Genomic DNA, 26,771 nt, shown 5'->3' with positions numbered 1-26,771 from the left:
AGGTCCCGTTCTCCCCTGCTGAAATCTCTTCGCAACGACCGTCTGAGCGCCGGCGCCGCCTTCGCCAGGCGGCCACGAAAACATATTGTCTTACTATATAATTTTGAATTTGAAACTTGCCCGTTCAAAAGAACAGTAATTTATTTTTTAAAAACAACAATTTAGTCTAATACAATTGACATTACCAGCTGGCTTTACAATCCATATTCTCGGTGATATTGTATGACAATAAAGCTGCTGACTCGACGCTAACAATAAGACTTACTGCGAGGGCACCATGCACTACAGCACCCAGACCACACCGCATCCGCGCTCCGCCACCCGGGCAACTTCCACCCGCGCGGTTATCCCACTTCGAAGCAATCACCCAGACACGGCAGTTGCCGCCAGAAACGGTGTTGCCTGCAGCCGACGCCGTCACCCAGGCAGGTTGCGCATCAGCCAACCTTATTCAAGTGCAGCCGCCAGGGTAAAACCTGAAACCCGCGTTGCCTGATCCAGGGCCGCCAGCCCCCGACACAATTAAAAAAACAATTGGACATAACGCCCATGAACTCAATAAACACCGCCCTGTCGTTATCAAAAGTCTCCCTGAAAAAGGTGTACAAAAGGTACGGAAATATCGAAGTCGTCAAGGGAATCGACCTTGAGATCAGTGATCACGAGTTTGTCGTTCTCGTGGGTCCCTCCGGCTGCGGAAAATCAACCACCCTGCGCATGATCGCGGGCCTGGAGGAAATTTCCGAGGGCACCGTCAGCATTGGTGATCGCGTCGTCAACCGGGTGGCACCAAAAGACCGCGACGTCGCCATGGTGTTTCAGAATTACGCCCTGTATCCCCACCTCAGCGTCGCCGACAACATTTCCTTTGGCCTGAAACTGCGCAAGGCATCCAGGGAACAAATCGGCCAGGCGGTGACAGAGGCCTCCGGCATCCTGGGACTCGACAAGTACCTGGATCGCAAACCCTCAGACCTCTCCGGTGGCCAGCGCCAGCGCGTTGCCATGGGTCGTGCCATCGTGCGTCATCCGGAGGTCTTCCTGTTTGACGAGCCACTCTCGAACCTGGATGCAAAGCTGCGCACCCAGATGCGGGCCGAGATCAAGCGGCTGCACAAGCGCCTGCAGGTCACCACCGTATACGTCACCCATGACCAGGTGGAGGCCATGACCCTGGCCGATCGCATCGTCATCATGCGTGATGGCAACATCGAACAGATCGGTAGCCCGATGGACGTGTACCTCAATCCGGCCAATACCTTTGTCGCCAGCTTTATCGGCAGCCCGCCAATGAACCTGCTTGAGGGCACGGTTATCTGCCACGCCGATGGCACCTACTCCGTTGATGCCGGCTGTGGCGAGCCGGTGCCGGTCCCGCCCCGCCAGGGCTTTGAGGCGCAGTCAGGACAGCAGGTCTTGCTGGGCTTCAGGCCCGAGGACCTGGACGTGGATGCCGACGCTCACCCGGGCTCTGCCGCGCTGAACTGCAGCGTCGATCTGGTGGAGCCGCTGGGCGCTGAAGCACTGCTGCACCTGCAGATCGCCGGCCAAAGCGCGGTTGCCAAAACCACCAGCCATGGCCGCAGTGCCGACATGTCCGGTATCGCCGCGGCAAGCCGTGTCTACGCCAACCTGGATCACCTGCACATCTTCGATCGCGCCTCCGAGCTGTCGATCTACTGAGCGCGAGCCGCACTCATACCTTCACCATGAAGCCTGATTCAAACGAGGGTGCTATGTCATCATCCAATAATAAAATATCGGCGCTGGGCCAGACCCTTCGCACCGACTGGCAGCTCTACCTGCTGCTGGCGCCAATGGTTATCTGGTTTATCGTGTTCCTGTATACCCCCATGGCGGGGCTACAGATTGCATTCAAGGACTTCAGCCTGTTCAAGGGAATTTATGGCAGTACCTGGGTGGGATTCGAGCACTTCCAGACCCTGTTCAATGACGAGCTGTTCCTGCGCTCCATTGGCAATACCTTTCTGATCAGTCTCTACAGTCTGCTTTTCGCTTTTCCGATGCCGATCATACTGGCGCTCATGTTTAATGAACTGCACCATGCCGTGTTCAAGAAAACAGCCCAGACCATCGCCTACCTGCCGCACTTTATTTCCGTCGTTATCGTTGCCGGCATGGTGGTGAGCTTTCTGTCACCGACCACCGGTATTGTTAACCTGGTGCTCGAATACTTCGGCTTCGAAAAAACCTACTTCCTGACCAACCCGGAATATTTCAGACCCATTTTCATTGGTTCGACCATGTGGAAGGAAGCCGGCTTCGAGTCCATCGTTTACCTCGCGGCCATTGCCGGCGTCAATCCGTCGCTCTACGAATCGGCCCGGGTCGATGGCGCCAGCCGCTGGCAGCAAATCTGGCGCATTACACTGCCCAGTATCCTGCCCACCATCATTATCATGCTGATTATCCGCATCGGTAATCTGGTCGAAGTGGGTTTCGAGTACATCATCCTGCTGTACCAGCCGGCGACCTTCGAGACCTCGGACGTGATCAGCACCTTTATTTACCGGGTCGGCCTGCAGGGCAGCCAGTACGATATTGCCACCGCCGCCGGTCTCTTTAACGCCGTTATCGCCTTTATCCTGGTGTATTCAGCCAACCGGATAAGCCGAAAACTTTCATCGTCTTCGTTGTGGTAAGGGTGGAGAATTACTATGTCAGGTTTTAATCTTTATTCACGCGGCGACAAGGTATTCGGCGTTGTCAACGCGACCCTGCTCACACTCTTTGTGCTGAGTACGCTCTATCCGTTTATCTATATAGCGGCATCGTCCATCAGCTCCGGCCTGGCAGTCACATCCGGTGATGTTCTGCTGCTGCCCAAGGATATTACCTTTGCCGCCTATGACCGGGTGCTCAGCGATCCGGTGTTCTGGACTTCCTATGCCAACACCCTGTTCTATACGATATTCGGCACCCTCGTCAGCCTGGCAATCATTATTCCAGGCGCCTATGCCCTGTCGCGCAAGCGCTTGATCGGCCGCCGCTACCTGAATTTCTTTGTCGCCTTTACCATGTGGTTCCACGCCGGCATGATCCCCTTCTTCCTGAACATCAGGGACCTTGGGTTGCTGGACTCGCGCATCGGCATACTGATTGCGTTTGCCTGCACCGCGTTCAATATCATCCTGTTGCGCAATTTCTTCGAATCCATACCGGAATCCTTCGAAGAAGCCGCCAAGATGGATGGCGCCAACGAATTCACCCTTCTATGGAAGGTCTATATCCCGCTGTCCAAGCCGGCCCTGGTGACCATTGCGCTGTTCTGTATCGTTGCTCGCTGGAACGGTTATTTCTGGGCCATGGTGTTATTGCGCGACGAAGACAAGATCCCCTTGCAGGTATACCTGAAGAAAATAATCATCGAGCTTAATATGGATGACCAGTTCGCCAGCTCGCTGATCAACAGTGATTATTCTTTCGAGACCATCGTTGCCGCCATTATCGTTGCATCGATTATCCCGGTACTGGCTGTTTATCCTTACCTGCAGAAGCACTTTAACAAGGGCATCATGATGGGAGGCGTCAAGGAGTAATACTCACTGTTTCCTGATGCCGTTTTTAAACAATAAATTCAGCGTCGCTACACGCACATACACCCGAACAAAAACAGTAATAATCGGAGAATAACAATGATCAAGCGTCTGTTACCCATGCTTGTTGCAGGAATTGTCAGTGCATCCCTGCCCGCCACCGCCGCTGCGGCAACTGAAGACTATCGCATCAGCGAGAAGCCGCTGGAAATGACCATCCACATGCACTTTCGCGACAAGTACGCCTGGGATGAAAACTGGCCCGTGGCCCGCAAGGCGGCGGAACTGACCGGCATCACCCTCAAGGGGGTCGCCTCCCGCGTCGGCACCAACAGCCAGGAGATGTTCAACCTGATGATGGTGACCGGTGACCTGCCCGATGTCGTCGGGGGTGATGCGCTGAAGGACAACTTTTTCAAGTACGGCATGGAGGGCGCCTTCCTGCCGCTGAATGACCTTATCGACGAACATGCGCCGCACCTGAAGCAGATGCTGGCGGATAATCCCGCCATCAAGAAGGCCATTACGGCGCCCGATGGCAATATCTACTACATCCCCTACATTCCGGACGGGAAGGCGGCACGCGGCTATTTTATTCGCCAGGACTGGCTCGACAAGCTGGGCCTGCAACAGCCGCAGAATGTCGACGAACTGCATGCAGTGCTGACGGCCTTTCGCAACCAGGACCCCAACGGCAATGGCAAGATGGATGAAGTGCCCTACTTCGCCCGCCAGTGGCCGGAACTGATCCGCCTGGTCACCCTGTGGGATGCCCGCTCCACCGGGTCCGATGCCTACCACGAGTTCTACATCAAGGATGATACCGTGCGCTTTGGCTACGCCGACCCCGAATACCGCGTGGCGATGCGCAACCTGGCGCAGTGGTACAAGGAAGGCCTGATTGACCAGGAGGTCTTTACCCGGGGCGCGCGTTCCCGCGAATTCCTGCTGGGCAATGACCTGGGGGGCATGACCCACGACTGGTTTGCCAGCACCTCGGGTTACAACGAGTCCCTCGCTGACAAGGTGCCGGGCATCAACCTGGTGCCCTTCGCGCCGCCCGCCAGCCCTACGGGCGTGCGCATGGAGGAGAACGGCCGCATCGAGGTCAAGCCCGATGGCTGGGCCATCTCCCATGCCAACGAACACCCGGTCGAGACCATCAAGTATTTCGACTTCGTCTTCACCGATACCGGGCGCAAGCTGTTCAATTTCGGTGTCGAGGGCGAACACTGGAACCTGGTCGACGGCAAGGCAACCTACACGCCTGAAGTGCTTGGCTCCGACAAGCCCGTCAACGCCCAGATGTGGGAAATTGGCGCGCAAATTCCCGTTGGCTTTCACATGGACTATGCCTACGAGCGCCAGTGGACCAACGACATAGCCCTGGCCGGGATCGACCTGTATGAAAAGGAGAATTACATCATTCCGCAGTTCAGCGGCATCGCCATGACCGTTGAGGAACGCAAGGTCTACGACAAACACTGGCCCAATATCCTCACCTACATGCTGGAAACCCAGCAGGCCTGGATCCTGGGATCGAGGGACGTCGACGCCGACTGGGACAGCTACATGCAGCGGATCAACGACCTGGGCTTCGAAAAGGTCCAGGCGGCGCTGCAGTCGGGTTACAACCGGCAGTACCGCTAATTCCTGCAGCCACCTGAACAGCAGAAGCCCGCCCGGGTGCCGCAAGGCCCCGGGGCGCTTTTGCCGCGCAATACACAAGCAGTCCCGGCCTGGCGCCGGGGCGCAGTTACCACACACGGAGCAAAAATATGAACCTTAAAAACAAGGTAGCCATCGTCGCCGGTGGCGCACGGGATCTGGGCAAGGCCTGCAGCCTGCGCCTCGCCGCCGAAGGTGCAAAGGTCGTGATCGGTTACCATGGCAGCGACCAGGGCGCTGAAGAGACCCTGCGGGAAATTCATGCCGCCGGTGGCACCGCCATCGCCGTCAAGGCCGACCTGACGCAGGAATCCGGCGTAGCCAGGCTGGTTGCCAGCTCCCGGGAAGCCTTTGGCGATGCGATCGACGTACTGGTCTTCGTGACGGGTGGCCTGGTGGCACGCAAAACCATGGCGCAAATGGATCTGGGCTTCTGGAACCAGGTCATGAATCTCAACATGACGTCCATGTTTCTCTGCACCCAGGCCGTGATTCCCCACATGCCCGAGGGCAGCACTATCGTAACTTATTCCTCCCAGGCAGCCCGTGATGGCGGCGGTCCCGGTGCCATTGCCTATGCCACCGCCAAGGGCGCGGTCATGTCTTTTACCCGCGGCCTGGCAAAGGAGCTGGGGCCGCGCATCCGGGTTAACGCCATCTGCGCCGGCATGTTCGACACCACCTTCCACGACACCTTCACCCAGGACGAGGTCCGCAGCAAGGTTTCGGCAAGCAGCCTGGTCAAGCGCGAAGGCCGCCCCGGGGAAGCCGCCAGCCTCACCGCCTTCCTCGCCAGCGATGAATCCGGCTTCATGACCGGCAACTGCGTCGATATCAACGGCGGCATGCTGTTCAGCTAGGCCCCCCGGGCGCGTCCTGCGTTCTGGATCTTGTTAGACAACGGCCTGTATAAACAACCAAGGAAACAGCCCATGAAAATAACCGCTGCAGAAGTCTTTGTCGGCGGCCCCGGCAAGAACTACGTCACCCTGAAAATCATGACCGACCAGGGGATATACGGTCTCGGCGATGCCACCCTCAACAACCGGGAAACCCTGCCGGCGGCCTACCTGCAGGACTACCTGATTCCCTGCCTGATCGGCCGCGACCCGCGCAACAGCGAAGATATCTGGCAGTACTTCTACCGCGGCGCCTACTTCCGGGGCGGCCCGATCGCCATGGCGGCCTACGGCGCCATCGATATGGCACTCTGGGATATCAAGGCAAAGCTCGCCGACATGCCGCTGTACCAGCTTTTTGGCGGCAAAAGCCGCGAAGGGGCCCTGGTCTACGCCCATGCCCAGGGGACTGATCTTGAAGAACTGCTGGACTCCATCGCCGGCTACCAGGAGCAGGGCTACAAGGCCGTGCGGGTACAGTGTGGCATTCCCGGCATGCCCAGCGCCAGCTACGGTGTTTCGGCCCAGAAAGGCAAGGCGCACAACTACATCACGGATTTTCAGGGTGATGCGCCCCACGAAGAAATCTGGGATACCGACAAGTACCTGCGCTTTATCCCCAGGGCGCTGGACCGAATTCGCGGCCAGTTCGGTGACGAGCTCAAACTGCTGCACGATGTGCACCACCGCCTGCTGCCCCGGGAAGCGGCACAGCTGGGCAAGGAACTGGAGCCGTACCGGCTGTTCTGGCTCGAAGACCCGACACCGGCCGAAGACCCCGCAGCGCTGCGCCTCATTCGCCAGCACACCACCGTTCCCATCGCCATAGGCGAGGTATTCAATTCCCTCTGGGACTGCAAGCAACTGATCGAAGAGCGCCTGATCGACTTCATCCGCATTTCGGCGACTTACGGTGGCGGTATTACCCACCTCAAACGCATTGTCGATCTGGCAGCACTGCACGAAGTACGCACGGGCTTTCACGGCGCGCCCAGCCACTCACCCATCTCCATGGCCGCCCAGGCCCACCTCAATGCCTGGGCACCCAACTTTGGTATTCAGGAATATCTGGTGCTGGACACCCCGGAATGTGACGCCCTCTTCCCGTCCGAACACCGGGTCGAAAACGGGCTCTTTCATGTCAGCGATCAGCCGGGCCTGGGGGTGGATTTCGATGAAAGCGAGGCCAGGCGTTACAGCTACAAGCGCGGCTTCCATCCGGTCGCACGGCTCGAAGACGGCACCCTGTGGAATTATTAACCTGACTGGCAAGCAGGTTTCCAGCCATACCGGCACCTGACCTGCGACTGCACAGCATCCTGCGCAAGCCCGCAGTCCTTAGCCCCGCATTCTGCGGGGCTTCCTGTTGCCGGCACGGCATCAGACACCCCAGGTCCCAGCACGGCAACGCCCCTGGCCTGACCTCCAAGCGGCTCCAGCGCCTGCAGCAAGCAGCTATTGTCCGCCCGGTAGGCATTGGGCTGCACCAGCACTGCGCGCTCCAGGCCAAGCCTGCGCCTCCTTGTTCATGATCTTTGCAGGTGAACAACAAAAAAACCGGAACAGATAAGGCATCGGTTCCGGTTCGGTTTCAACGGTTAATCAATACCGCAGTTAGACGTTAGTGGCCCCCTTGGGCAGAGCGTCCTGTTCATAACTTTTATCCACAGCGTTGAACAGCAGCAGGCCGACCGCAAAGACGATAAAGCCACAGGCAAGAAACACCATGCGCCCCCAGAACGGATTCGGTATCGCCACCAGCGCCATGATGAAGACACCCAGCACCGAAATCATGCGGCCCAGCAGCACTCTTTGCCGGTTATCCAGTTGCTGCTGTTCAGTCGACTCATTGACCAGGGGCGTATCGAGGTTATGGAAGAACTTGTCCACATCCTGCTGACGACCCGCTGCCAGTCCCCGGTAGAAAAAGACCGACAGACAGAAGAAGCCACCGGTAATCACCAGGTGCGCCATCAGGCTAATGGCGATTGAAAGGTCGCTCCACTCCCGACTGGTAAAGGCCACATCCAGCCCGAAAAACTGCTCAACATGCTGTGCCTGCAACACGAAGCCGACAAAGTAGGACACCAGGCCCCCGACGACCAGGGTGCCCCAGCCTGCCCAGTCGGGCGTTTTCTTGATAAAGAAGCCGAACAGGCCCGGGATGATCATCGGAAAGCTCAGCAGGGCGCCGACATACATCATGGCATCAAACAGGCTCAGCCCCTTGAGGGAGTTGATAAAGAGTGCCACCAGTATGATCATGCCGCCGAAAATGGCCGAGGTGATCTTTGACACCAGCAACAGCTCTTTCTCTGTCGCCCTGGGGCGCAGCAATGGCTCATAGAAATTCTTGACCAGAATACCGGCATTGCGGTTCAGGCCGGAATCCATCGAGCTCATGGTTGCGGCAAACATGGCCGCCAGCAAAAGCCCGACCATGCCCGCCGGCATATAGAGTTCAACAAACACCAGATACACGGCGTCCGCCGCCTTGCTGCCCATCTCCGGGTGAAGCTGGTTCATGTCCACGCCCGTACCGGCCAGGAACCAGGACGGAATAAACCAGATAAAAGGCCCGATAATCATCAGTACGCAGGCCAGCAGCGCTCCCTTGCGGGCATTGCTGGAGTCCTTGGCCGCCAGGTAACGGTAGGCATAGAGCATGTTATTGTTGATAGCGAACTGTTTTATAAAGATAAAAACGGCCCAGATCGCGAAAACGCTGAAATAGTTAAGATCGGATCCGGCAACAAAGTCCCGCGGGAAGCGTTCAATCACGGGGGCTATGCCGCCGGCTTCGACGATACCCATAACGGCACAGATCAGCGTCACCGCCATGATGACCACCATCTGCATAAAGTCAGAGGCAATGACCGCCCAGGCGCCACCGGTCACGGACATGACCAGCACGACCAGGCCGGTAACGACAATGGTGGTGGTCATATCCACATCCAGCACCGCCGTGGTGATGATTGCCAGGGCGTTCAGCCAGATTCCGGCCTGGACAATCGTCGTCGGAATGTTGAGCCAGGCGAACACCTGCTCATTCTTGCTGCCAAAGCGAAGCCGCACCGCATCGATCACGGTAACGACGCGTAACTGCCTCATTTTAGGCGCGAAATACAGATAGTTCATAAGATAGCCAAAGGCATTGGCCACAAAAATCAGGGCCACAGCCAGACCATCGTTGTAGGCCTTGCCGGCGGCACCGGTAAAGGTCCAGGCCGAGAACTGGGTCATGAATGCGGACGCACCCACCATCCACCACAGCATCTGGCCGCCACCGCGAAAATAGTCACTGGTGGATTTGGTAAGGCTTCTGAACACCCAGCCAATCGCGATCAGAAAAACGAAATAGATAATAATTATAAGTATATTTAAATCCATCACCGGGTCTCACTGTAATAATTTTTATTAAGCCTCTACCGGGCTTGCGGGCTTTTTGACACCCGCGATCACGCATGGAACGCTGTGCAGAACTTCGCCCTAGGCTACAGAAACTCCCTGCGCTGGGGCGAAAACACGTCCAGCAGAACACTGCCATCCTCCAGTGACAGGGCACCGTGGGACAGATTTTTCGCTGCCGTATAGGCATCGCCTGCCCTCAGGACACGGACTTCGCCATCCACATTGACTTCAAAGCTGCCGGCAACCACAAAGGCGACCTGGTCGTGCTCCTCATGGGAATGAATCGCGCCCACGGCTCCCTTGGCAAAGCATACGTGTACGGCCATCAGCTCATCGGTGTAGCCCACAATCTTGCGCTTGATGCCGGCGCCCAGGTCCTCCCAGGGGTGCTCTGAATCCAGAAAAAATGCGTTCATTTTATCCTCTTTCAATTATGGGGCAGCCGGAGCGCCGCCGCCTGACAGACATTGCCAAAATAGTATCCCAAAAATAACTTGTAATACAATATAGTCTGCCTGAATCACTATCAGCACAGACCTGGACACACAAACGCAAGGCTGAAAAAGAACATAAAACCCATAAATAACAATAATATATAGGCAATAATAAGCATGTTGTCGCCAGATGCCACCCTTCTGAAATGAGTGCCGGAGTTGACCGTCAAGTAATTTTGTAATACAAATAAGCGAAACATACTTATAAGAAAGAGCGCCCCATGCCTGAAATCGACTCCTACCCGCTGTTCAGCGGGACTCAAATCGCCCCGCTACGCGCCCTCATCACTGCCGGGGACCTGCCCGCCGATGGGTTCTTTGCCACCAGCCTGGCGCAGCTTCAGGCCCGCGTAGACCCTGCACTCAAAGCAAAGCTGGATGTGCCAGGGCATGGCGAAGCGGGCAGCTACGCCCACAACCGCCACAGGGACAACGCACACACCATTGAAGCGGCCGGGCGCCTCTACCAGATGACCGGCAACCGCGACTATGCCCGCCTGGCCACCGAGATCCTCGGGCTCTACGCCGAGCGCTACCCGGCCATGCCCTACCAGCAGCAAAAAAACACCAACCCGCCCGGGCGCCTGTTTCACCAGATTCTTAACGAACACATGTGGCTGCTTTACGCCGTACTGGGTTACAGCCATGTGCGCGAAACCCTCCCCGAGACCCAACGGCAGGCGATCGAAAACAACATCTTCCATCCGATGATCGAGATGTTCACCGTCACCTACCGCCACGACTTCGATCGCATCCACAACCACGGGCTCTGGGCGGTCGCCGCCGTGGGTATCTGCGCCCTGGTACTGGGCGAGGACAGGGTGCTGGATCAGGCCATTTTTGGGCTTGAGGGCGACAGTATCAGCGGCGGCTACCTGGCACAGATCAAGCGACTGTTCGCACCTTCCGGCTACTATATTGAAGGCCCCTACTATCACAGGTTCGCGATTCGCCCCCTGTGCCTGTTTGCGGAGGCGCTGCACCTGCACCGCCCTGAGCTGGACATTTATGGCTTCCACGACCAGGCCATCGGCAAGACCATCAGGGCCCTGCTGATGACCAGCTACCCCAATGGCCGCTTTCCCGCGCTCAACGATGCCTCCCTCAGCATGGATATAAAGGATGAAGGCGTGGTCATTGCCGTCGCCGTGCACCATGCCCGCTACGGCCACTGCGATGCCCTGGTGGGCACGGCCCGCCAGCAGGGTCAGGTCTGGCTTTACCCCTGCGCCTTCGAGCTGGCCCAGGCGGTCGATGCGGCCCCATCTGAACAGGAGCAACGGCCGTACTGGCCCAGCGTCGAGCTGAACGAAGGCATGCAGGGGGACCGCGGCGCCCAGGGTTTTCTGCGCCAGCGCCAACATGGTGATATCACCCAGGCGGTGATGAACTACGGTCAGCACGGTATGGGGCACGGCCATTTCGATACCCTGGGGCTGACCCTGTTCAGCCGCGACCAGGAGGTGCTGCGCGAATACGGCTTTGGCCGCTGGGTCAATGTGGAAACCAAGTTCGGCGGCCGCTACCTGGATGAGAACAAATCCTGGGCGCGCCAGACTGTGGCCCACAATACCGTGGTGGTCGACCAGGGATGCCAGAACGCATTCGACGTCGCCCTGGCCGACAGCCACCACGGCGAAAGACATTTTTTCTCCGGCACCGGGCCGGTACAGGCCATGAGCGCCTTTGCCAACCAGCATTACGCCGGCGTCGGCATGCAGCGCACGGTGCTGCTGCTCGAGCTGGACGCGCTGTCCAGCCCGTTGCTGATCGACCTCTTTCGCCTGAGTTCGGAGCAGACACACCAGTACGATTACCCGGTGCACTACCAGGGCCAGATCACCCACAGCAACGTCGACTTGCAGCCGACGGAGCGCCGCGTACTGGGCACAGACAACGGCTATCAGCACCTGTTCGACCTGGCCAGGGGCCCAACGCCGCAGTGCCTGAGCCTGACCTGGCTGCAGGACAACTGCTTCCACACCTGGCTCGCCGCGGCCGAGGGTGCCGAGCTGATCCTGGCCCAGACCGGCGCCAATGATCCATCCTTTAACCTGCGCCGCCAGGACTGCCTGCTGCTGCGCCAGCACGGCCGGGATCATCTGTTTGCCTCGCTGTTCGAGACCCACGGCCAGTTTGATGAAGCCAGCGAGCACTGCGAGGGCGCCCGGGGCGCCATGCAGCATATCGACATTCTGGGCCACAACGACCAGGGCTCGGTCGTGGCCATTCGCGGCGAGGCTGCAGGCGCGCCCTTTCTCATGACGCTCATGATCAGCAACAGGGCGGACGTATGCCCCACCACGGAGCACCGTCTGTTCTTTAATAATACTGAGTACCACTGGCAGGGTTACTTCGCCGTGGTCACAAATAAGGAGTAATACGTGGACACCTATCAGCCATTGCTCATGAGCGTCGAGGAAGCAGCCCAGCTGCGCCGGCACCTGCACGCCGCCGAGACCCGGGACGACCTGCTGGGACGCGCCATCAAGCGTGACATCAGGGCACTGGAGCTCTACCTGCAACTCCCGCCTGAAGTACCAGGCCACGGCGAAGCCGGTGGCTATGAGCACAACCGCCACAAGCAGAACTACATCCACCTGCACCTGGCCGGCAAGCTCTGGCTGATTACCCAGGAGCCGCGTTATCGCGACTACGTGATCGACATGCTGCAGCGCTATGCCGATGTCTATCCGCAGCTCAGGCTCAACACCAGCAAGGATACCAACCCGCCGGGGCGCCTGTTCCACCAGACACTGAACGAAAACATGTGGTTGCTCTACGCCTCCGATGCCTACAGCTGTGTCCATGCCTGCCTGAATACCGAGCAGCGCCTGCATATCGAGAACAATCTGTTCCGCGAAATGGTGCAGCTGTTTACCGAAACCTACGCCCACGATTTCGATATCGTGCACAACCACGGCCTCTGGGCAGTCGCAGCCGTGGGTATCTGCGGCTATGCCATCAATGACCAGGGCATCGTCGACAAGGCGCTCTATGGCCTCAAGGGCGACAGCGTCAGCGGCGGTTTTCTGGCCCAGCTCGAACAGCTGTTTTCGCCCGATGGCTATTACATGGAAGGCCCCTACTACCACCGTTTCGCGCTGCGCCCACTGCTGCTGTTCGCCGAGGCGATCGAACGCCGCCAGCCCCAGGTTCGGATCTATGACGTCAAGCAGCAGATCATCAAGCGCACCTCCCTTGCCCTGATGTCGACCGCCTTCCCGGACGGTACCCTGCCGGCGCTGAATGACTCATCCAAGACCATGGGCATCAGCGACGAAGGGCTGATCATCGCCACCAGCCTGTGTTACCAGCGCTACGGCGCCGACCCCATGCTCGTCGCCATGGCACAGCATCAGCAGCAGGTCTGGGTTGGTGCGGCGGGCCTGCAGCTCGCCCGCGCCGCCCGCGACCAGGCCCCCATGCCACTGAACTGGGGCAGCTTTGTTCTCAACGACGGCGCCGAAGGCGAGCGCGGTGGCCTGGGGATACTGCGGCATCAGGACAAGACCGATGACCTGCACATGGCGCTGCTCTGGTTCGGTCAGCACGGTAGCGACCACAAGCTGCACGCCGCCCTTGACCACGGCCACTTCGATGGCCTGCACCTGAGCTGGTTTAACCGTTCCCAGGAAGTGCTGAACGACTATGGCTTCGGCCGCTGGGTCAATATCGAGCCCAAGTTTGGCGGCCGCTACATCCCGGAAAACAAGAGCTACTGCAAACAGACCATCGCCCACAACACCGTGGTGGTGGATGAGCAGAGCCAGAACCGCGGCGATACCGCCACCGCCGAGCAGCGCTGGGGCGAGCTGCATTTTTGCGTCACGGACCACCCCGCCGGCCAAGGCATCAGCGCCCGGGCCCAGGGTTACTACGAGGGTGTGGACATGCAGCGCAGCGTATTGATGCTGCAGCTGGAGGGTCTTTCGGCGCCGGTACTGCTCGACCTCTACCGCCTGACCAGCACCGCCGAGCACCAGTATGACTATGCGCTGCACTACCAGGGGCAGATCATCCATACGGATTTTGACATCAGCGCCAGTCCGCAGCTGTCTGCGCTGGGCGCGGCCCATGGCTATCAGCACCTGTGGGAACTGGGCCGCGGCCACATCAGCGGCGAGACACAGTCGGCGCAGGTCAGCTGGCTGATGGGACACAGCTACTACAGCATCAGCACCGCCCTGCCTGCCGGTGGCGACGTCATTTTCTGCCGCATCGGCGCCAATGACCCGCAATTCAACCTGCGCAGCGAGCCGGCTCTTGTCATCCGCAGCCGTGGCCGGGATCAGCTGTTTGCCACGGTACTGGAAACCCATGGCCATTTTGACGAGTCGATGGAAATCTCCGAAAACGCCCGCGGCGATATCGAGCGTGTCGAGGTCATCGGTCACAACCAGGCAGCCTCGGTGGTGCGCCTTAAGCGCCGATCCGGCCAGAACCTCGTCGTGATGCTGAGCAACAGCAGCGACGTTGAAGGCCCCCACAGCGTGGAATTCAATGGCCAGCTCTACCGCTGGAACGGCGCCTTCGCCACCCGCCCGGAGACTGAAGCATGACAGCAGCCACGGACAAGAAAGCCAGCATCGCCCTGATTGGCGAATGCATGATCGAGATTCAGCAGCACGCCAACGGCACCATGGTGCAGGGCTTTGCCGGTGACACCCTGAATACCGCCGTCTATCTGGCGCGCCTGATCCGGGAACACGGCCACAGGGTGCAGTACGTGACAGCCCTGGGAGATAGCGATCGCTTCAGCCAGGCCATGCTGCAGCAGTGGCAGGCGGAAGGCATCGGCTGTGACTATGTACGCCGCCTGCCCGGCAAGCTGCCCGGGCTCTATAACATTGATGTCGACGCCAACGGTGAGCGCTCTTTCACCTACTGGCGGGGCGAATCCGCTGCGCGGCAGCTGCTGGAGGGCGACGCTTTCGACCCCCAGCTGGAGTCCCTGCTCAGCTTTGACTACCTCTACCTGTCGGGTATCTCCCTGGCGATACTGCCGGATGCCAGCCGCCACAAGCTGCTGGCGTGGCTTGTTCGTGCCAGAGCCCATGGAGCCCGGGTCTGCTTTGACAACAATTACCGCCCGCGCCTGTGGCGCGATGCCGCCCAGGCGCGTCACTGGTATGAGCAGGTGCTGCGGATTACCGATATCGCCCTGCTCACTTACGAAGACGAATGCATGCTCTGGGGCGACAGCAATGTCGAGCAGGTCTTTGCCCGCTGTCGTGACCTGGCCATCGGCGAAGTCGTCCTCAAGCGCGGCCACGAGCCTTGCCTGGTAGAAACCAGCGCCGGCCGCCAGAGCATTGCCGCCATCGCCGTAGAGCCACACCTTGTGGTCGACACCACCGCCGCCGGCGATTCCTTCAGTGCAGGCTACCTGGCCGCCCGCTTGCAGGGCGGCTGCACGCCAGCAGACTGCGCCACCCTGGGCCACCGCATCGCCAGCACCGTTATTCAGTACCGCGGCGGGCTGATTCCCCGGGATGCAATGCCGGAAATAGGCACGGGGGATTGAACATCTCGCAATAATGTCTTATTGTACGACAAAATAAACCAGCAACATTCACAGATACAGGAAACCAGCATGTTTAAGGATCTCGAAGGCAAGCGCGTTCTCGTCACCGGCTCCACTGCAGGTATCGGCTTCGCCGCTGCTGCTGCATTCGCCAAGGCCGGCGCCAGGGTTGGTATCAACAGCCACCAGAACGATGCCACCGCCACTGCTGCCCTGGCCGCTCTGCAGGAATGTGGCGGCGAAGTCGCCTACTTCCAGGCCGACGTCACAAAAAGCGCCGAATGCGAAAAAATGGTGGCGGATTTTGTCGCCAAGTTCGGCGGTATCGATGTGCTGATCAACAATGCCGGTGGTCTTGGTGGCCGCTCCAAGGCAGAAGACATTGACGATGAGTTTTACGACCGTGTCATGAACCTCAATGCCCGTTCGGTCATCATGGTCACCAAATTCGCGATCCCGCATCTGCGTGCATCCGCCGCCGCAAGTGGCCTGACCAGCTGTGTGATCAGCACCGGTTCCATCGCCGGCCGCGAAGGCGGTGGCCTGGGTGCCAGCCTTTACGGCGCATCCAAAGCCTGGCTGCACAACATCCAGCGCAACTGGGTCAAGGAACTGACCAAGGACAATATCCGCTTCAATATAGTCGCGCCGGGCACGATCGACACCGCCTTCCATGACGACAAGAGCACCGAGTTGAAAACCAATATCGCCAACTCCATCGCCATGGGCCGTTTCGGCACTATCGATGAGTGTGCACCGTCCTACCTGTTTTTCGCGTCCCATATGGCCAGCGGTTATGTCACCGGCCAGATCCTGGACGTCAATGGCGGCCAGATGTGCCCCTGATGAGCACCCATTCCTGCGGGCACTGCCTGCAGGAATGCACAGGACCCAAGCTTGCTTCGGGCCGCTGTGCACCCGGCCACCGGTCCCCGACGAACGTCAGGTCCGGTTGCCGGGCCCCTGATCGCCTACCGGCCTCCAGGCCCGGACCCGGCCAGCTGGAAAGGTTTCGCTTGTGAACCCTATGACTGTATAATCCTACAATATTGTATGATTAATTGAGGTAAAGGCATGGCAGCGCAATTTGCACTGATCTCGGGATCGAGTCGCAACCTTAATGTTCAGGTTGCCCGCGAGATAGCTGTCAAAATCCTGTCCGGCGAAGTCAAGGAAGGCGCCATCATTGGTGGTGAAATCGCCATGTGCCAGCAGTTCGGCGTCAGCCGTACCGCGCTGCGCGAAGCCATCAAGCTCCTCACGTCAAAAGGCATGGTTGAGTCCCGCCCCAAGGTCGGCACACGCGTTTGCTGCCGTACCCACTGGAACATGCTGGATGTGCAGCTGCTGGAATGGCTCGCCAGCATCGAAACGACCGACGATATCTACCAGGAATTTCTTGAGTTGCGCCGGGCTATCGAGCCCGAGGCTACCGCCCTGACAGCGGAGCGCGCCACCAAGGAGCAGCGTATTGAGCTGACAAACATTTTCCACCGCATGGTCGAAGTATCGGAAAACTTTGATCAGGACGCCTGGACAGTTGTCGACAGTCAGTTCCATCGCATGATCTTCATTTCCACCGGCAACAGCTTCTACGTGCCCTTCGGCAACGTACTGACCAGCATGTTCAAATGGTTTATCCGCTTCTCGTCCAAGGAAGGCGGCGTTTGCCTGAAAGAACATCGCGCCATCTACGAGGCCATCATGTCCGGCGACAGCGTCAAGGCCCGCCAGGCCAGCCTGTCACTGATGCAGAGCCACAAGCATCGCCTGACACCCGACGAACAGCAGAAAAAACTCGAAGCCGCCGCGCTCTCCGTATAGAGAGCGTCTGTATCCTGCTTCCCGTCTTATAGACCCATCTCGTAGCATCCTCTCGAGAAACAGCCCGCGGGCACAGACGCCCGTCCGTCTATCTGGGCGCCTGATCATCGCTGCACCCCGGCGCCATAAAAGCGAACCAAAGCGGTCCCGTCTGCGCACCAATTCAGGGCGCGACTAGGCCTGAGCTGTGGATAACTTTCGCTGAAGGGCCCTGATGCGGGGTTGCGCATCACTTGTGCAACACTGGCACTTAACTTGCTGTATCTAACTCAACGCGGACAGCCCCTGTCGGTCAACGAGCCAGGATAAGCATGACCCGATTACTGATATCCACAGACCTCGATGGCACCCTGCTGGATCACTACAGCTACAGCGCTATGGCAGCAGAGCCTGCGTTACAGCGACTGCGCCAGCTGCAAATACCCTGGGTGCTCAACACCAGCAAGACACTCGCGGAGCTTGAGCCTCTGCGCCAACAGCTCGACAACAGACACCCCTTTGTCGTCGAGAACGGTGCCGCCGTTTATATCCCCCTCGACTCCCCCCTGGCACCGGATCTGGCGACGGACCCCGACGGGCGCTATCGCTGCAAGACCTTTGGCCCCAGCCGCCGCCGGATTCTGCTGGCACTGGAGCCGCTGTCACGCCGTTATCGCTTTACCGGCTTTGCCGCCCTGACAGCCGAGCGTCTCGCCAGCCTGACGGGGCTGGACCCCGATGCAGCCCGCCAGGCGATGAGCCGCCAATTTACCGAGCCCCTGATCTGGGAAGACTCCCGCGGCGCGCTTGAGGATTTTGCCTCTGAACTGTCACTGCTGAACTTTCAGGTGCAGCGCGGCGGCCGCTTTACCCATGTCATGGGGCGCTGCGACAAGGCTGACGCCATGGCCTGGCTGATCGAGCAATACCAGGCTCTTTGGGGCGAATCGATCAAGTGCATGGCACTGGGTGATGGCGACAACGATATCGGCATGTTGCAAAGAGCCGACCTGCCGGTGCTGGTGCGCTCGCCCGCCCATTCCCCGCCGCCGATTCCGGAACGCAAGGATGTACTGCTAACTCGACTGCAGGGGCCGGCGGGCTGGAATGACGCTGTCCTCAACACCCTGCAACAGCTGGATCTTGGTACCTAGATCACAACAAAAGGATTCCCCATGGGCGATTTTTACCAGAACGGCATCATCACCACCCTGCATAACCTGTCTCAGCGGCCGCTCGAAGAGCTGGAGCGCGAGCTGCTGGCCTTCTCCAGAACGCGCCCCATGGCGCTGATATTGCCGTGCCTGTATTCCGAGCTCGAAGGCGAGGCCATGCCCAATATACTCCGCCATCTCAAACAGGTGCCCTACCTGTCTGAGATCATCATTGGCCTGGATCGTGCCACTGAAGAGCAGTATCGCGCAGCGCTGGAATTTTTCTCGGCCCTGCCACAGCCGCATCGGGTGCTCTGGAACGACGGCCCGCGCCTTAGAGCCATCGACCGCTCACTCAAGGGCGAGGAACTGTCCCCGCAGCAGCCGGGCAAGGGCCGCAATGTCTGGTTCTGCATGGGCTACACCCTGGCCGCGGGCCGGGCGGAGTCCATCGCCATGCACGACTGCGATATCCTCACCTACGACCGCGAACTGCTGGCTCGGCTGATCTATCCCGTCGCCAACCCCAACTTCAACTACGAATTCTGCAAGGGCTTCTATGCCCGCGTGGCCGAGCACAAGATCAACGGCCGCGTCAGCCGGCTGCTGGTCACACCCTTGCTGCGGGCGCTGAAAAAGGTGTTCGGCAATCTGGATTACCTGGAGTACCTGGACAGCTATCGCTATCCACTGGCGGGTGAGTTCTCCTTCCGCCGCGATGTAATGAACGATATCCGCATTCCCAGCGACTGGGGGCTGGAGATCGGCGTGCTCAGTGAAATGACGCGTAACTACTCCAACAACCGCCTCTGTCAGGTCGATATCGCCGACGTTTACGACCACAAGCACCAGGATCTGTCGCTGGATTCAGACGAAGCCGGGCTGTCCAAGATGTCGATCGACATCACCAAGGCCATCTTTCGCAAGCTGGCTACCAATGGCATCGTCTTCAATCAGGAAACCTTCAGAACCATCAAGGCGACCTATTTCCGCATTGCACTGGATTTCGTCGAAACCTACCGCAATGACGCCGAAATCAATGGCCTGAAGCTGGACATCCACCTGGAAGAACAGGCGGTCGAGCTCTTTGCCGGCAATATCGTCAAGGCCGGCACCCACTTCCTCGACAACCCGATGGAGGCGCCTTTTATTTCCAGCTGGAACCGGGTTCGCAGCGCCTTTCCGGGCGTACAGCAACAGCTGATCGCGGCCGTCGACGCCGATATGGCGGAATTCGGCCGCCGGTAAAATCAACCCAGACCCAGGGAGCAGCCCATGACACCACTGCAACAACGGCTCGCAGGACACCTGCAACTGCTGTATCCACAAAGCGATGTCATGGAACTGGCTGACCAGTGCCTGGCGCAGTTCGGCCTGGGAGCGGACGCCAGCGCACCTGTCCCCCATCGCAACCTCTGGGATGAGCGCGACGTCATGCTCATCAGCTATGGCGACAGCCTGCGCAGCGAGCACGAAGCGCCCCTGCAGAGCCTGACCCGCTTCGTGCGCACGCAACTGCATGGCTGCATCTCCACGGTGCACCTGCTGCCCTTTTTCCCTTACAGCTCGGACGATGGCTTCAGCGTGATGGACTACACCACGGTGAATCCGTCCCTGGGCAGCTGGGAACAGATCAGCGGCCTCAGCCAGGACGTCAAGATCATGGGCGACCTGGTGATCAACCACTGCTCCAGCCGCAGCCTCTGGTTCGAGAACTACAAGGCCGGCATAGAGCCCGGCGCCAGCTACTTTGTTGAAGCCGAGCCCGATACCGATCTGAGCGCCGTCGTGCGGCCCCGTACCTCGCCGCTGCTGCGCGCGGTCAAGACAGCCGCCGGCGAGCGTCACCTCTGGTGCACCTTCAGCCACGACCAGCTGGATCTCAACTTCCAGAACCCCCGCGTGCTGCTGGAATTTCTGAAAATCATTCGCCTCTATCTGGACAACGGCATTCGCTGGTTCCGCCTCGATGCCGTTGCCTTCCTGTGGAAAACCCCCGGCACACCCTGCGTTAACCTGCCCGAAACCCATGAGCTGATCCGGCTGCTGCGCCTGCTGATCGAACACCTAGCCCCGGACGCGGTCATCATTACCGAAACCAATATTCCCAATCAGGAAAACCTGACCTATTTCGGCAACGCCAACGAAGCCCACCTGATTTACAACTTTTCGCTGCCGCCCCTGCTGATCAATACCCTGCTGACCGGCTCCTGCACCCACCTGAAAAACTGGCTTATGACCATGCCACCGGCACAGCACGGCACCACCTACCTGAACTTCATCGCCTCCCACGACGGTATAGGCCTGCGGCCAGCCGAAGGACTGCTGAGCGACTGGGAGCTGCAAAGCCTCATCGCCACCCTGCAGCGCTTTGGCGGCCGTATCAGCGCCCGCACCACCGCCAGCGGCGAGTCCAAGCCCTATGAGATCAATATCAGCCTGTGGGATGCGCTGCGCGGCACCAGCAGCCAGGGACCGGACCCGTGGCAGTTTGCCCGCTTTGTCTGCGCCGCCGCCATCATGGCCGCGCTGGAGGGCATACCGGCGTACTATATCCACAGCCTGGTGGCCACGGGCAATGACAACGAACGGGTAGAAAATACCGGTAGCTACCGCGCCATCAATCGCCATATCTGGCAGCAAGATGCGCTGCAACAGGCACTCATCGGTGACACGCATCACGCCCGCGTGTTTGATGCCATGCGCGCTCTGCTGCGCCTTCGCCGTCAGCAACCGGCGTTTCACCCCAACGCTACCCAGTACACCCTGCACACCGGCGAGGCGCTGTTTGCATTCTGGCGTCAGAGCATCGATCGTCGTCAAAGCCTGTTCGCGGTCTACAACATCAGCGACCAGCCGCAGTCATTCAACCTCAGCGAACTCAACCTGATCGCCACCGATGACTGGGTCGATCTGATCAGCGGCGAGGCCCATAACGACCGTATGGCGCAGATTACGCTGATGCCCTATCAGTATCTGTGGCTGTCCAACCGCCGCAGCTGAACATGAAGAGGCCACCCGCAGGTGGCCTCTTGAGACTGCTCCGTCGGACTGCACGCAAGCTAGTCTCGCCTCAGGCCGCCTGGCCACCGGACTTGTCGTGTTCCAGCACCGATGCGCCTTCGTCGATCGTGATAGAGCGCGGCTTCATGGCTTCCGGCAGCTGGCGCTGCAAGCCTATGGTCAGCAACCCGTTGTTCAGCTCGGCGCTGATGACCTCAACATGGTCGGCGAGGTTGAAGCGCCGCTCGAAGCTGCGGGTCGCAATGCCCTGATAGAGGAAACGGCTGTCAGTGCCCGTGTCGGCCTTTTTGCCAGCGACGCTCAGCACACTGTTTTCAACCCTGATATCCAGCTCCTGCTTGCTGAAGCCCGCCACCGCCAGGCTGATGGAATAACGTTCATCATCGAGCACCTCGATGTTGTAGGGCGGGTAGCCGCTGGCAGAGGTGTCGGCCCGCAGCGAGCTGTCCAGCATGGCTGCCAGTCGATCAAAGCCGATACTGCTGCGATAGAGCGGAGAAAAATCGATCGTATTCATGACATATCCTCCTTCGGAGCGACAGGAAACAAAAACAACCTTGCAGGCAACCGATCCCATCGAGACCCGGCCCCTGCACTTATTACATAAGAACGACGCGGCACAGTTTCAAGCCCCCAGGCGCGTCATGCTGCGCCCGTAACCGGCGGGATTAAAGCGCACGCTCACCAGCAGCATGCCAAAGGCAATGGCCCCGTGCAGCCACCAGGCATCAGTAAAATCACCGCCGCCATCACGCAGCGCCCCCACCAGCCAGGGGCCGACGGCGGTAATCAGGAAACCGATACCCTGCACAAAGGCCGCCAGGGCGCCGGCGGCGCGGGCACCCGGCAGATGATCAAGACTGACAATCAGACAGAGGGAAAAGCAGCCTCCCAAGCCAAAGCCCGCCAGCGCGACCCACAGCAGGGGCGCGACCTGGGGCGCCAGGGCAAAGCCCGCAAAACCCAGCAGCTGCAACAGCATGACCACATAGAGTCCGACGCGCCTATCGAGCGAGCCGCGCACGCTCAGAGGCATCAGCAAGGCTGCGGCGGCCTGAAACAGTGCCATCCAGGCCAGCAGGCTCCCCGCCGACTGTGCATCCACCCCCTGATCAACATAAAAAGACGGCAACCAGGCCACCAGGCTGGCATAACCGCTGTTGGCCAGGCCGAAATAGAGCGCCAGCAACCAGGCCCGCCGACGGCCAAAGCATGCGCGCACCGACACAGCTTCCGACGCAGGGTCAGCGGCCGCGCTGCTCTCTGGCGCTCGCCACAGCCACAGACCCCAGGCCAGCAACGCCGGCAAGGCCCAGATCGCCAGCCCCGGCCGCCAGTCTGCCGTCAGCGTCACCAGCGCAGGACTGACCAGTGCCCCCAGGGCACCGCCGCCCACCAGCGCCGCCGAATACAAGCCCATGGCCAAAGCAATACGCCCGGCGAACCAGCGCTTGCAGACACCCGGCATCAGCGCCTGCACCGTGGCAACGCCGGTTCCGGCCAGTATGGCGGTGAGTATCAGGCTGGTAGCTGAGTCCGCCAGCAAACGGGCGCCGCACCCCAGCGCCAGCAGCAGCAGGGCACAGAGCAGCGTGCGCTGCTCGCCAAAGCGCTGGGCCAGAGCGGCGCCTGCCAGTGCCAGCAATCCCATCATGACAAAGGGCAGGGTCGTCAGGATCGCCGCCATGCCGTGCCCCATGCCAGTATCGGCCTGCAGCGTATTCAGTACGGGCCCGACCGACGTCAGAAAAGGCCGCAGATTCAGCCCCACCAGCAACAGCAACGCGAACCCCCACAGGCCCGCGCTGTGCCCCACAACCGGCGCTGCCGTTGCATCTGCTGCCATGACCAGGGACGCCGGTTGCCCGGCTGGCGGTAGACTATTCATTCACTCTCCGGATTATCAGGCTTTGCTCTTGCTACTGGCTTCAGTCTAAAGGTTGACCGTATTATTCATAAATTAAATATCCAACTAAATATCAGTGGACTATCGAATAATGTTTACGACCCTTGATCCGGTTTTGCTGCGCAGCTTTGTTGCAGTCATCGAAAGTGGCAGTTTCACCCGCGCCGGCGAGCGCGTCCACCTGAGTCAGTCCACCGTCAGCCAGCAGATCCGCCGTCTGGAGGAACAGCTTGGCTGCACGCTGCTGGACCGGCGTGGTCGCTATGTGCAGGCCAGCGAACAGGGGCAGCACCTGCTGGGCTATGCCAGGCGCCTGTTGAACCTGATGCATGAGGCTGTCGAACAGATCCAGGCGGGAGAAAACGCCGCAGAGTTGCGCATAGGCGTGGCGGAGGACTTTTCCGCCGAGCGCCTCACTCCCACCCTGGCCGCCTTCGCCAAAGCCCACCCCAATATCCGGCTGGAAGTCACCAGCGACCTGAGCTCCCGCCTGTGGCAGCAGTTTGGCGCCGGCGCCTTTGAACTGATACTGATCAAGCAGCGCCGTGGCCAGGCCGCCGCTCAAGCCAGCTGGCCAGAGCCGCTGGAGTGGTTCGACAGCGCCCGGGCGCCGACCCAGCTGCAGGACCCCTTGCCGCTGGTGATGTTTCCGCCGGGCGGGCTCTATCGCGACGAGATGATTCATGCGCTGGAAAGCGCCGGCCGGCGCTGGCGCATAAGCTACCTCAGCGCGAGCCTGGCAAGCCTGCGCGCGGCGGTAGCGGATGGCCTGGGCGTCAGCCTGCTGCCCAGTCGCATGGCACACCCCGGCCACCTGCGCCTGACACCGGAGCAGGGCTTTATCGCGCCCAGTTCCATCGAACTGGCACTGCATTACCAGAGCCCGGCACCAGCACGCATCGAGGATCTGGCCAAACGCCTGATCAGGCTGTGTTCAGCGGCCTAGCTCGGCGGCCTGACGCACTCCGATTACCCCCTAAAGGGTATTGAGACGCTGTTCTCAAACAGGCAATAGTGTGGGCCCAGACGCTGCTGTTGCGCGCCTGATCCCACCACAGGATGGACTAACAAGAATGAAAAACCTGCTCGCAAAGACCCTGCTAGGCCTTGCACTCATCACCCCAGCGGCCCTGGTACAGGCCGAAATCAGCGGCAACGTCAGCCTCACCAGCGACTACCGTTTTCGGGGAATCAGCCAAAGTGGTGAAGATCCGGCGCTGCAGGGCGGGCTGGATTACAGTCATGCATCCGGTTTCTTCGCCGGCGTCTGGGGCAGCAATGTGGACTTCTACGCCGCGGGCGATGCCTATGACAACGATGAAAGCGTCGAACTGGATATCTATGCCGGCTACTACGGCGAAATCCGCGACGGCATCAGTTATGACCTCAGCCTGTACCGCTACTTCTATCCCGGCGCCATCACCAGTGCGGATTACAACGAGCTTAGCCTGGGCATGGATCTCGGGCCCGCCCGGCTGGCGTACTGGTACGCCGAAGATTACTTCAACAGCGGCGAGGACTACAGCTATATCGAAGCCAACTACAGTCTGGCGCTGCCGGCGGAACTTGCCCTGGGCATTCACGCCGGCCACTCCTTTGGCAGCTATTTTGACGACCCCGCCGCCGTGGGCCTGGATGAATACAACGACTACAGCCTGACGCTGTCGGGCAACTGGGCCGGCCTAGACATCGCCCTCGCCTATATGAACACCGATATAGACGCCGCCTGGCGCATCAACAGCGGCCACCTCGCCAATCAGGACGCCTGGGTGCTTTCGATCAGCAAGTCACTCTGATGCCGCAGGCCCGCTGCACGCCAGCAGGCTCAGGCACGGCACTTTGCCTGATCAGAGCACATGGCCTGATCGGGTTGCAGGAGTTTTAGCAAACCACTGCTTCCAGCGCGCATTCACCCAGAGTGAGAGTCCTATCACGCCGCCGCCAACAGCCAGACGCCCAAGATCGGCATCACGATTCCAGATCAGCAGATTGACGATCAGACCGGCGGGCACCAGGGCGTTATTCATGATGCCCAGCGTGCCCGCATCCACCTTGCAGGCACCGCGATTCCAGAAGTAGAACCCCAGCCCCGACGCCACTATGCCCAGCCAGCCCAGCACACTCCACTGCAGCAGCGTTGCCGGCAGTTTGTCGGGATTGCCCAGCAGCAGGAAAGACGGTAGCGCCACCAGCAAGGCACCTGCGAAAAAGTAGCCAAAGCTGCGCCAGGCCGGCAGATCCGTGGGATAGCGCCGCATCAGATTGGCGTAGCCCACCTGGCCTGCGGCAAACGCCAGATTGGCCAGCTGCAACAGCAGGAAGCCAGACAGGAAATCGTCACTCAGACCGTCGTAACGAATAATGGCCGCGCCCAGCACCGCCAGTGCCGTGCCGATCAGCGGGGCCAGCGAGAAACGCCGGTTCAGGGCATCGTCGATCAGCGTCACATAAAGTGGCGTGAAAATAGTGAACAGCAGCACCTCCGGCACGCTGAGGTACTCGAACGAGCGGTACAGGCACAGATAAGTGAGACCGAACTGCAGCATCCCCACAACGCTAATCCCGACGCGCAAGGGGGCCGGAACCCCGCGCCAGCGCGTCAGGGGCAGGAAAATAAGCCCCGCCAGCACAATACGGGTGGTCACGGCAAAGTAGCTGTCGACCTGACCTGCGAGGTACTCACCGATCAGACTGAACGAAACCGCCCACAGCAGGGTGACCAATAATAGATTCGTCATATTCCCTTATGTCCTGTCATTACGCCAAAGGTCGACTATTTTAAGGTAACAGGCGCGTAAAACCATGATTGAATTCAACGGGTTCATCCCATATTCATTCACACGCGACTAAGCTTCATTCAGGTGTAAAAACCATAGGCCAAGACCGGCACCTGCCGGTACAGCCTCAAGGAGGTTTTCAATGCTAATGCAGCAATCCCGCATCGTCCGTTCTTTTGTAGCCCATATCATGATGGCCTGCATGCTACTCATCTCGGGTCTGGCCCAGGCCGCCCCCGTATCCACCTCATCCATGATCGCGCCCCAGAGTGTCGCGGCCACCGATGCGGATCGCGAAAAACTGATAACCCTGATTCAGCGCGATGATATTGCAGAACAGCTCAGCGCCTTTGGTGTCGATCCCGTTGATGCACAGATGCGTGTTGCCGACATGTCCGCAGCAGAAGTCGCCGACCTTAACCAGCAGATCGACTCCCTTCCCGCCGGTGCCGGCGTGCTGGGTGCCATAGTGCTGATCTTTATCATCTTCATCATTACCGACATGCTGGGTGCAACCAATATCTTCAACTTCGTGCACCCCGTCCGCTAAC

General features: G+C 59.5%; 22 protein-coding genes. 17 read left to right on the top strand and 5 right to left on the bottom strand.

Translation table 11 applies throughout. The annotated features are described in order from the left end of the window. The first annotated feature begins 549 nt into the window (after positions 1 to 549). The 6 genes from A8C75_RS02265 to manD all read left to right on the top strand — a co-directional run bounded on the left by A8C75_RS02265 (position 550) and on the right by manD (position 7,384). Positions 550 to 1,683 (top strand): ABC transporter ATP-binding protein, encoded by a 1,134-nt coding sequence (locus tag A8C75_RS02265; protein ID WP_067377520.1) that lies wholly within the window; start codon positions 550 to 552, stop codon positions 1,681 to 1,683. 53 nt (positions 1,684 to 1,736) lie between these two features. Beyond that, entirely contained in the window at positions 1,737 to 2,663 is a 927-nt protein-coding gene (locus A8C75_RS02260; RefSeq protein WP_067377517.1) for an ABC transporter permease, read from the top strand. A 15-nt stretch (positions 2,664 to 2,678) separates the two neighbouring features. Further along, complete coding sequence (locus A8C75_RS02255; RefSeq protein WP_067377514.1) at positions 2,679 to 3,560, top strand: carbohydrate ABC transporter permease; 882 nt, start codon at positions 2,679 to 2,681, stop codon at positions 3,558 to 3,560. Positions 3,561 to 3,656: 96 nt separating this feature from the next. After that, on the top strand, positions 3,657 to 5,207 hold the full coding sequence (locus A8C75_RS02250) for an extracellular solute-binding protein (RefSeq protein WP_067377512.1): 1,551 nt from the start codon (positions 3,657 to 3,659) through the stop codon (positions 5,205 to 5,207). Positions 5,208 to 5,335: 128 nt separating this feature from the next. Then, positions 5,336 to 6,085, top strand: a complete 750-nt coding sequence (locus A8C75_RS02245) for an SDR family NAD(P)-dependent oxidoreductase (protein WP_067377510.1) — start codon at positions 5,336 to 5,338, stop codon at positions 6,083 to 6,085. Between the two features lie 72 nt (positions 6,086 to 6,157). Beyond that, positions 6,158 to 7,384 (top strand): D-mannonate dehydratase ManD, encoded by a 1,227-nt coding sequence (gene manD / locus A8C75_RS02240; protein WP_067377506.1) that lies wholly within the window; start codon positions 6,158 to 6,160, stop codon positions 7,382 to 7,384. Between the two features lie 354 nt (positions 7,385 to 7,738). On the opposite strand, the gene A8C75_RS02235 is transcribed toward manD, so the two are convergent. Both A8C75_RS02235 and A8C75_RS02230 read right to left on the bottom strand, forming a co-directional pair. Further along, positions 7,739 to 9,514, bottom strand: coding sequence for a sodium:solute symporter family protein (locus tag A8C75_RS02235; protein WP_067377503.1), 1,776 nt, complete (start codon positions 9,512 to 9,514; stop codon positions 7,739 to 7,741). A gap of 104 nt (positions 9,515 to 9,618) precedes the next feature. After that, positions 9,619 to 9,951, bottom strand: coding sequence for a cupin domain-containing protein (locus A8C75_RS02230; protein WP_067377501.1), 333 nt, complete (start codon positions 9,949 to 9,951; stop codon positions 9,619 to 9,621). Between the two features lie 299 nt (positions 9,952 to 10,250). On the opposite strand from A8C75_RS02230, the gene A8C75_RS02225 reads away from it, so the two are divergent. The 8 genes from A8C75_RS02225 to A8C75_RS02190 all read left to right on the top strand — a co-directional run bounded on the left by A8C75_RS02225 (position 10,251) and on the right by A8C75_RS02190 (position 21,516). After that, positions 10,251 to 12,410, top strand: a complete 2,160-nt coding sequence (locus A8C75_RS02225) for a heparinase II/III domain-containing protein (RefSeq protein WP_067377498.1) — start codon at positions 10,251 to 10,253, stop codon at positions 12,408 to 12,410. Positions 12,411 to 12,413: 3 nt separating this feature from the next. Beyond that, complete coding sequence (locus A8C75_RS02220; protein WP_227819818.1) at positions 12,414 to 14,591, top strand: heparinase II/III domain-containing protein; 2,178 nt, start codon at positions 12,414 to 12,416, stop codon at positions 14,589 to 14,591. Continuing rightward, positions 14,588 to 15,556: a 2-dehydro-3-deoxygluconokinase gene (gene kdgK / locus A8C75_RS02215; protein WP_067377492.1), complete on the top strand. Its 969-nt coding sequence runs from the start codon at positions 14,588 to 14,590 to the stop codon at positions 15,554 to 15,556. Before A8C75_RS02220 ends, kdgK begins: the two co-directional genes overlap by 4 nt. A 69-nt stretch (positions 15,557 to 15,625) precedes the next feature. Then, on the top strand, positions 15,626 to 16,402 hold the full coding sequence (locus A8C75_RS02210) for an SDR family NAD(P)-dependent oxidoreductase (protein ID WP_067377489.1): 777 nt from the start codon (positions 15,626 to 15,628) through the stop codon (positions 16,400 to 16,402). Between the two features lie 228 nt (positions 16,403 to 16,630). Next, complete coding sequence (locus A8C75_RS02205; RefSeq protein WP_067377486.1) at positions 16,631 to 17,380, top strand: FadR/GntR family transcriptional regulator; 750 nt, start codon at positions 16,631 to 16,633, stop codon at positions 17,378 to 17,380. 311 nt (positions 17,381 to 17,691) lie between these two features. Then, on the top strand, positions 17,692 to 18,513 hold the full coding sequence (locus A8C75_RS02200; RefSeq protein WP_067377483.1) for an HAD-IIB family hydrolase: 822 nt from the start codon (positions 17,692 to 17,694) through the stop codon (positions 18,511 to 18,513). Positions 18,514 to 18,534: 21 nt separating this feature from the next. Further along, entirely contained in the window at positions 18,535 to 19,761 is a 1,227-nt protein-coding gene (locus tag A8C75_RS02195; protein ID WP_067377480.1) for a glycosyltransferase family protein, read from the top strand. Between the two features lie 27 nt (positions 19,762 to 19,788). Then, positions 19,789 to 21,516 (top strand): alpha-amylase family glycosyl hydrolase, encoded by a 1,728-nt coding sequence (locus tag A8C75_RS02190; protein ID WP_067377477.1) that lies wholly within the window; start codon positions 19,789 to 19,791, stop codon positions 21,514 to 21,516. Positions 21,517 to 21,586: 70 nt separating this feature from the next. Here A8C75_RS02190 and A8C75_RS02185 read toward each other — a convergent pair whose 3' ends face one another. Continuing rightward, positions 21,587 to 22,054, bottom strand: coding sequence for an Hsp20 family protein (locus tag A8C75_RS02185; protein ID WP_067377474.1), 468 nt, complete (start codon positions 22,052 to 22,054; stop codon positions 21,587 to 21,589). Between the two features lie 108 nt (positions 22,055 to 22,162). Next, entirely contained in the window at positions 22,163 to 23,425 is a 1,263-nt protein-coding gene (locus A8C75_RS02180) for a cyanate transporter (RefSeq protein ID WP_227819817.1), read from the bottom strand. Between the two features lie 109 nt (positions 23,426 to 23,534). On the opposite strand from A8C75_RS02180, the gene A8C75_RS02175 reads away from it, so the two are divergent. Both A8C75_RS02175 and A8C75_RS02170 read left to right on the top strand, forming a co-directional pair. Next, positions 23,535 to 24,389, top strand: a complete 855-nt coding sequence (locus tag A8C75_RS02175; RefSeq protein ID WP_067377468.1) for a LysR family transcriptional regulator — start codon at positions 23,535 to 23,537, stop codon at positions 24,387 to 24,389. A gap of 127 nt (positions 24,390 to 24,516) precedes the next feature. Next, positions 24,517 to 25,239 (top strand): TorF family putative porin, encoded by a 723-nt coding sequence (locus A8C75_RS02170; protein WP_067377465.1) that lies wholly within the window; start codon positions 24,517 to 24,519, stop codon positions 25,237 to 25,239. Between the two features lie 51 nt (positions 25,240 to 25,290). On the opposite strand, the gene A8C75_RS02165 is transcribed toward A8C75_RS02170, so the two are convergent. Beyond that, a complete protein-coding gene (locus A8C75_RS02165; protein ID WP_067377462.1) occupies positions 25,291 to 26,181 on the bottom strand; it encodes a DMT family transporter in 891 nt (296 codons plus the stop codon). A gap of 181 nt (positions 26,182 to 26,362) precedes the next feature. On the opposite strand from A8C75_RS02165, the gene A8C75_RS02160 reads away from it, so the two are divergent. Then, positions 26,363 to 26,770: a PA2779 family protein gene (locus A8C75_RS02160; protein WP_084783667.1), complete on the top strand. Its 408-nt coding sequence runs from the start codon at positions 26,363 to 26,365 to the stop codon at positions 26,768 to 26,770. The last annotated feature ends 1 nt before the right edge of the window (position 26,771 follow it).

The organism is Marinobacterium aestuarii (genome assembly GCF_001651805.1).
GTDB classification, from domain to species: domain Bacteria; phylum Pseudomonadota; class Gammaproteobacteria; order Pseudomonadales; family Balneatricaceae; genus Marinobacterium_A; species Marinobacterium_A aestuarii.
This window is presented reverse-complemented; position numbering and strand designations above follow the sequence as displayed.

Bases quoted from the DNA above. Each gene is read 5' to 3' on its own strand.
- A8C75_RS02265 (WP_067377520.1), top strand. From the start codon at position 550: ATGAACTCAATAAACACCGCCCTGTCGTTATCAAAAGTCTCCCTGAAA.
- A8C75_RS02260 (WP_067377517.1), top strand. From the start codon at position 1,737: ATGTCATCATCCAATAATAAAATATCGGCGCTGGGCCAGACCCTTCGC.
- A8C75_RS02255 (WP_067377514.1), top strand. From the start codon at position 2,679: ATGTCAGGTTTTAATCTTTATTCACGCGGCGACAAGGTATTCGGCGTT.
- A8C75_RS02250 (WP_067377512.1), top strand. From the start codon at position 3,657: ATGATCAAGCGTCTGTTACCCATGCTTGTTGCAGGAATTGTCAGTGCA.
- A8C75_RS02245 (WP_067377510.1), top strand. From the start codon at position 5,336: ATGAACCTTAAAAACAAGGTAGCCATCGTCGCCGGTGGCGCACGGGAT.
- manD (WP_067377506.1), top strand. From the start codon at position 6,158: ATGAAAATAACCGCTGCAGAAGTCTTTGTCGGCGGCCCCGGCAAGAAC.
- A8C75_RS02235 (WP_067377503.1), bottom strand. From the start codon at position 9,514: ATGGATTTAAATATACTTATAATTATTATCTATTTCGTTTTTCTGATC.
- A8C75_RS02230 (WP_067377501.1), bottom strand. From the start codon at position 9,951: ATGAACGCATTTTTTCTGGATTCAGAGCACCCCTGGGAGGACCTGGGC.
- A8C75_RS02225 (WP_067377498.1), top strand. From the start codon at position 10,251: ATGCCTGAAATCGACTCCTACCCGCTGTTCAGCGGGACTCAAATCGCC.
- kdgK (WP_067377492.1), top strand. From the start codon at position 14,588: ATGACAGCAGCCACGGACAAGAAAGCCAGCATCGCCCTGATTGGCGAA.
- A8C75_RS02210 (WP_067377489.1), top strand. From the start codon at position 15,626: ATGTTTAAGGATCTCGAAGGCAAGCGCGTTCTCGTCACCGGCTCCACT.
- A8C75_RS02205 (WP_067377486.1), top strand. From the start codon at position 16,631: ATGGCAGCGCAATTTGCACTGATCTCGGGATCGAGTCGCAACCTTAAT.
- A8C75_RS02200 (WP_067377483.1), top strand. From the start codon at position 17,692: ATGACCCGATTACTGATATCCACAGACCTCGATGGCACCCTGCTGGAT.
- A8C75_RS02195 (WP_067377480.1), top strand. From the start codon at position 18,535: ATGGGCGATTTTTACCAGAACGGCATCATCACCACCCTGCATAACCTG.
- A8C75_RS02190 (WP_067377477.1), top strand. From the start codon at position 19,789: ATGACACCACTGCAACAACGGCTCGCAGGACACCTGCAACTGCTGTAT.
- A8C75_RS02185 (WP_067377474.1), bottom strand. From the start codon at position 22,054: ATGAATACGATCGATTTTTCTCCGCTCTATCGCAGCAGTATCGGCTTT.
- A8C75_RS02180 (WP_227819817.1), bottom strand. From the start codon at position 23,425: ATGAATAGTCTACCGCCAGCCGGGCAACCGGCGTCCCTGGTCATGGCA.
- A8C75_RS02175 (WP_067377468.1), top strand. From the start codon at position 23,535: ATGTTTACGACCCTTGATCCGGTTTTGCTGCGCAGCTTTGTTGCAGTC.
- A8C75_RS02170 (WP_067377465.1), top strand. From the start codon at position 24,517: ATGAAAAACCTGCTCGCAAAGACCCTGCTAGGCCTTGCACTCATCACC.
- A8C75_RS02165 (WP_067377462.1), bottom strand. From the start codon at position 26,181: ATGACGAATCTATTATTGGTCACCCTGCTGTGGGCGGTTTCGTTCAGT.
- A8C75_RS02160 (WP_084783667.1), top strand. From the start codon at position 26,363: ATGCTAATGCAGCAATCCCGCATCGTCCGTTCTTTTGTAGCCCATATC.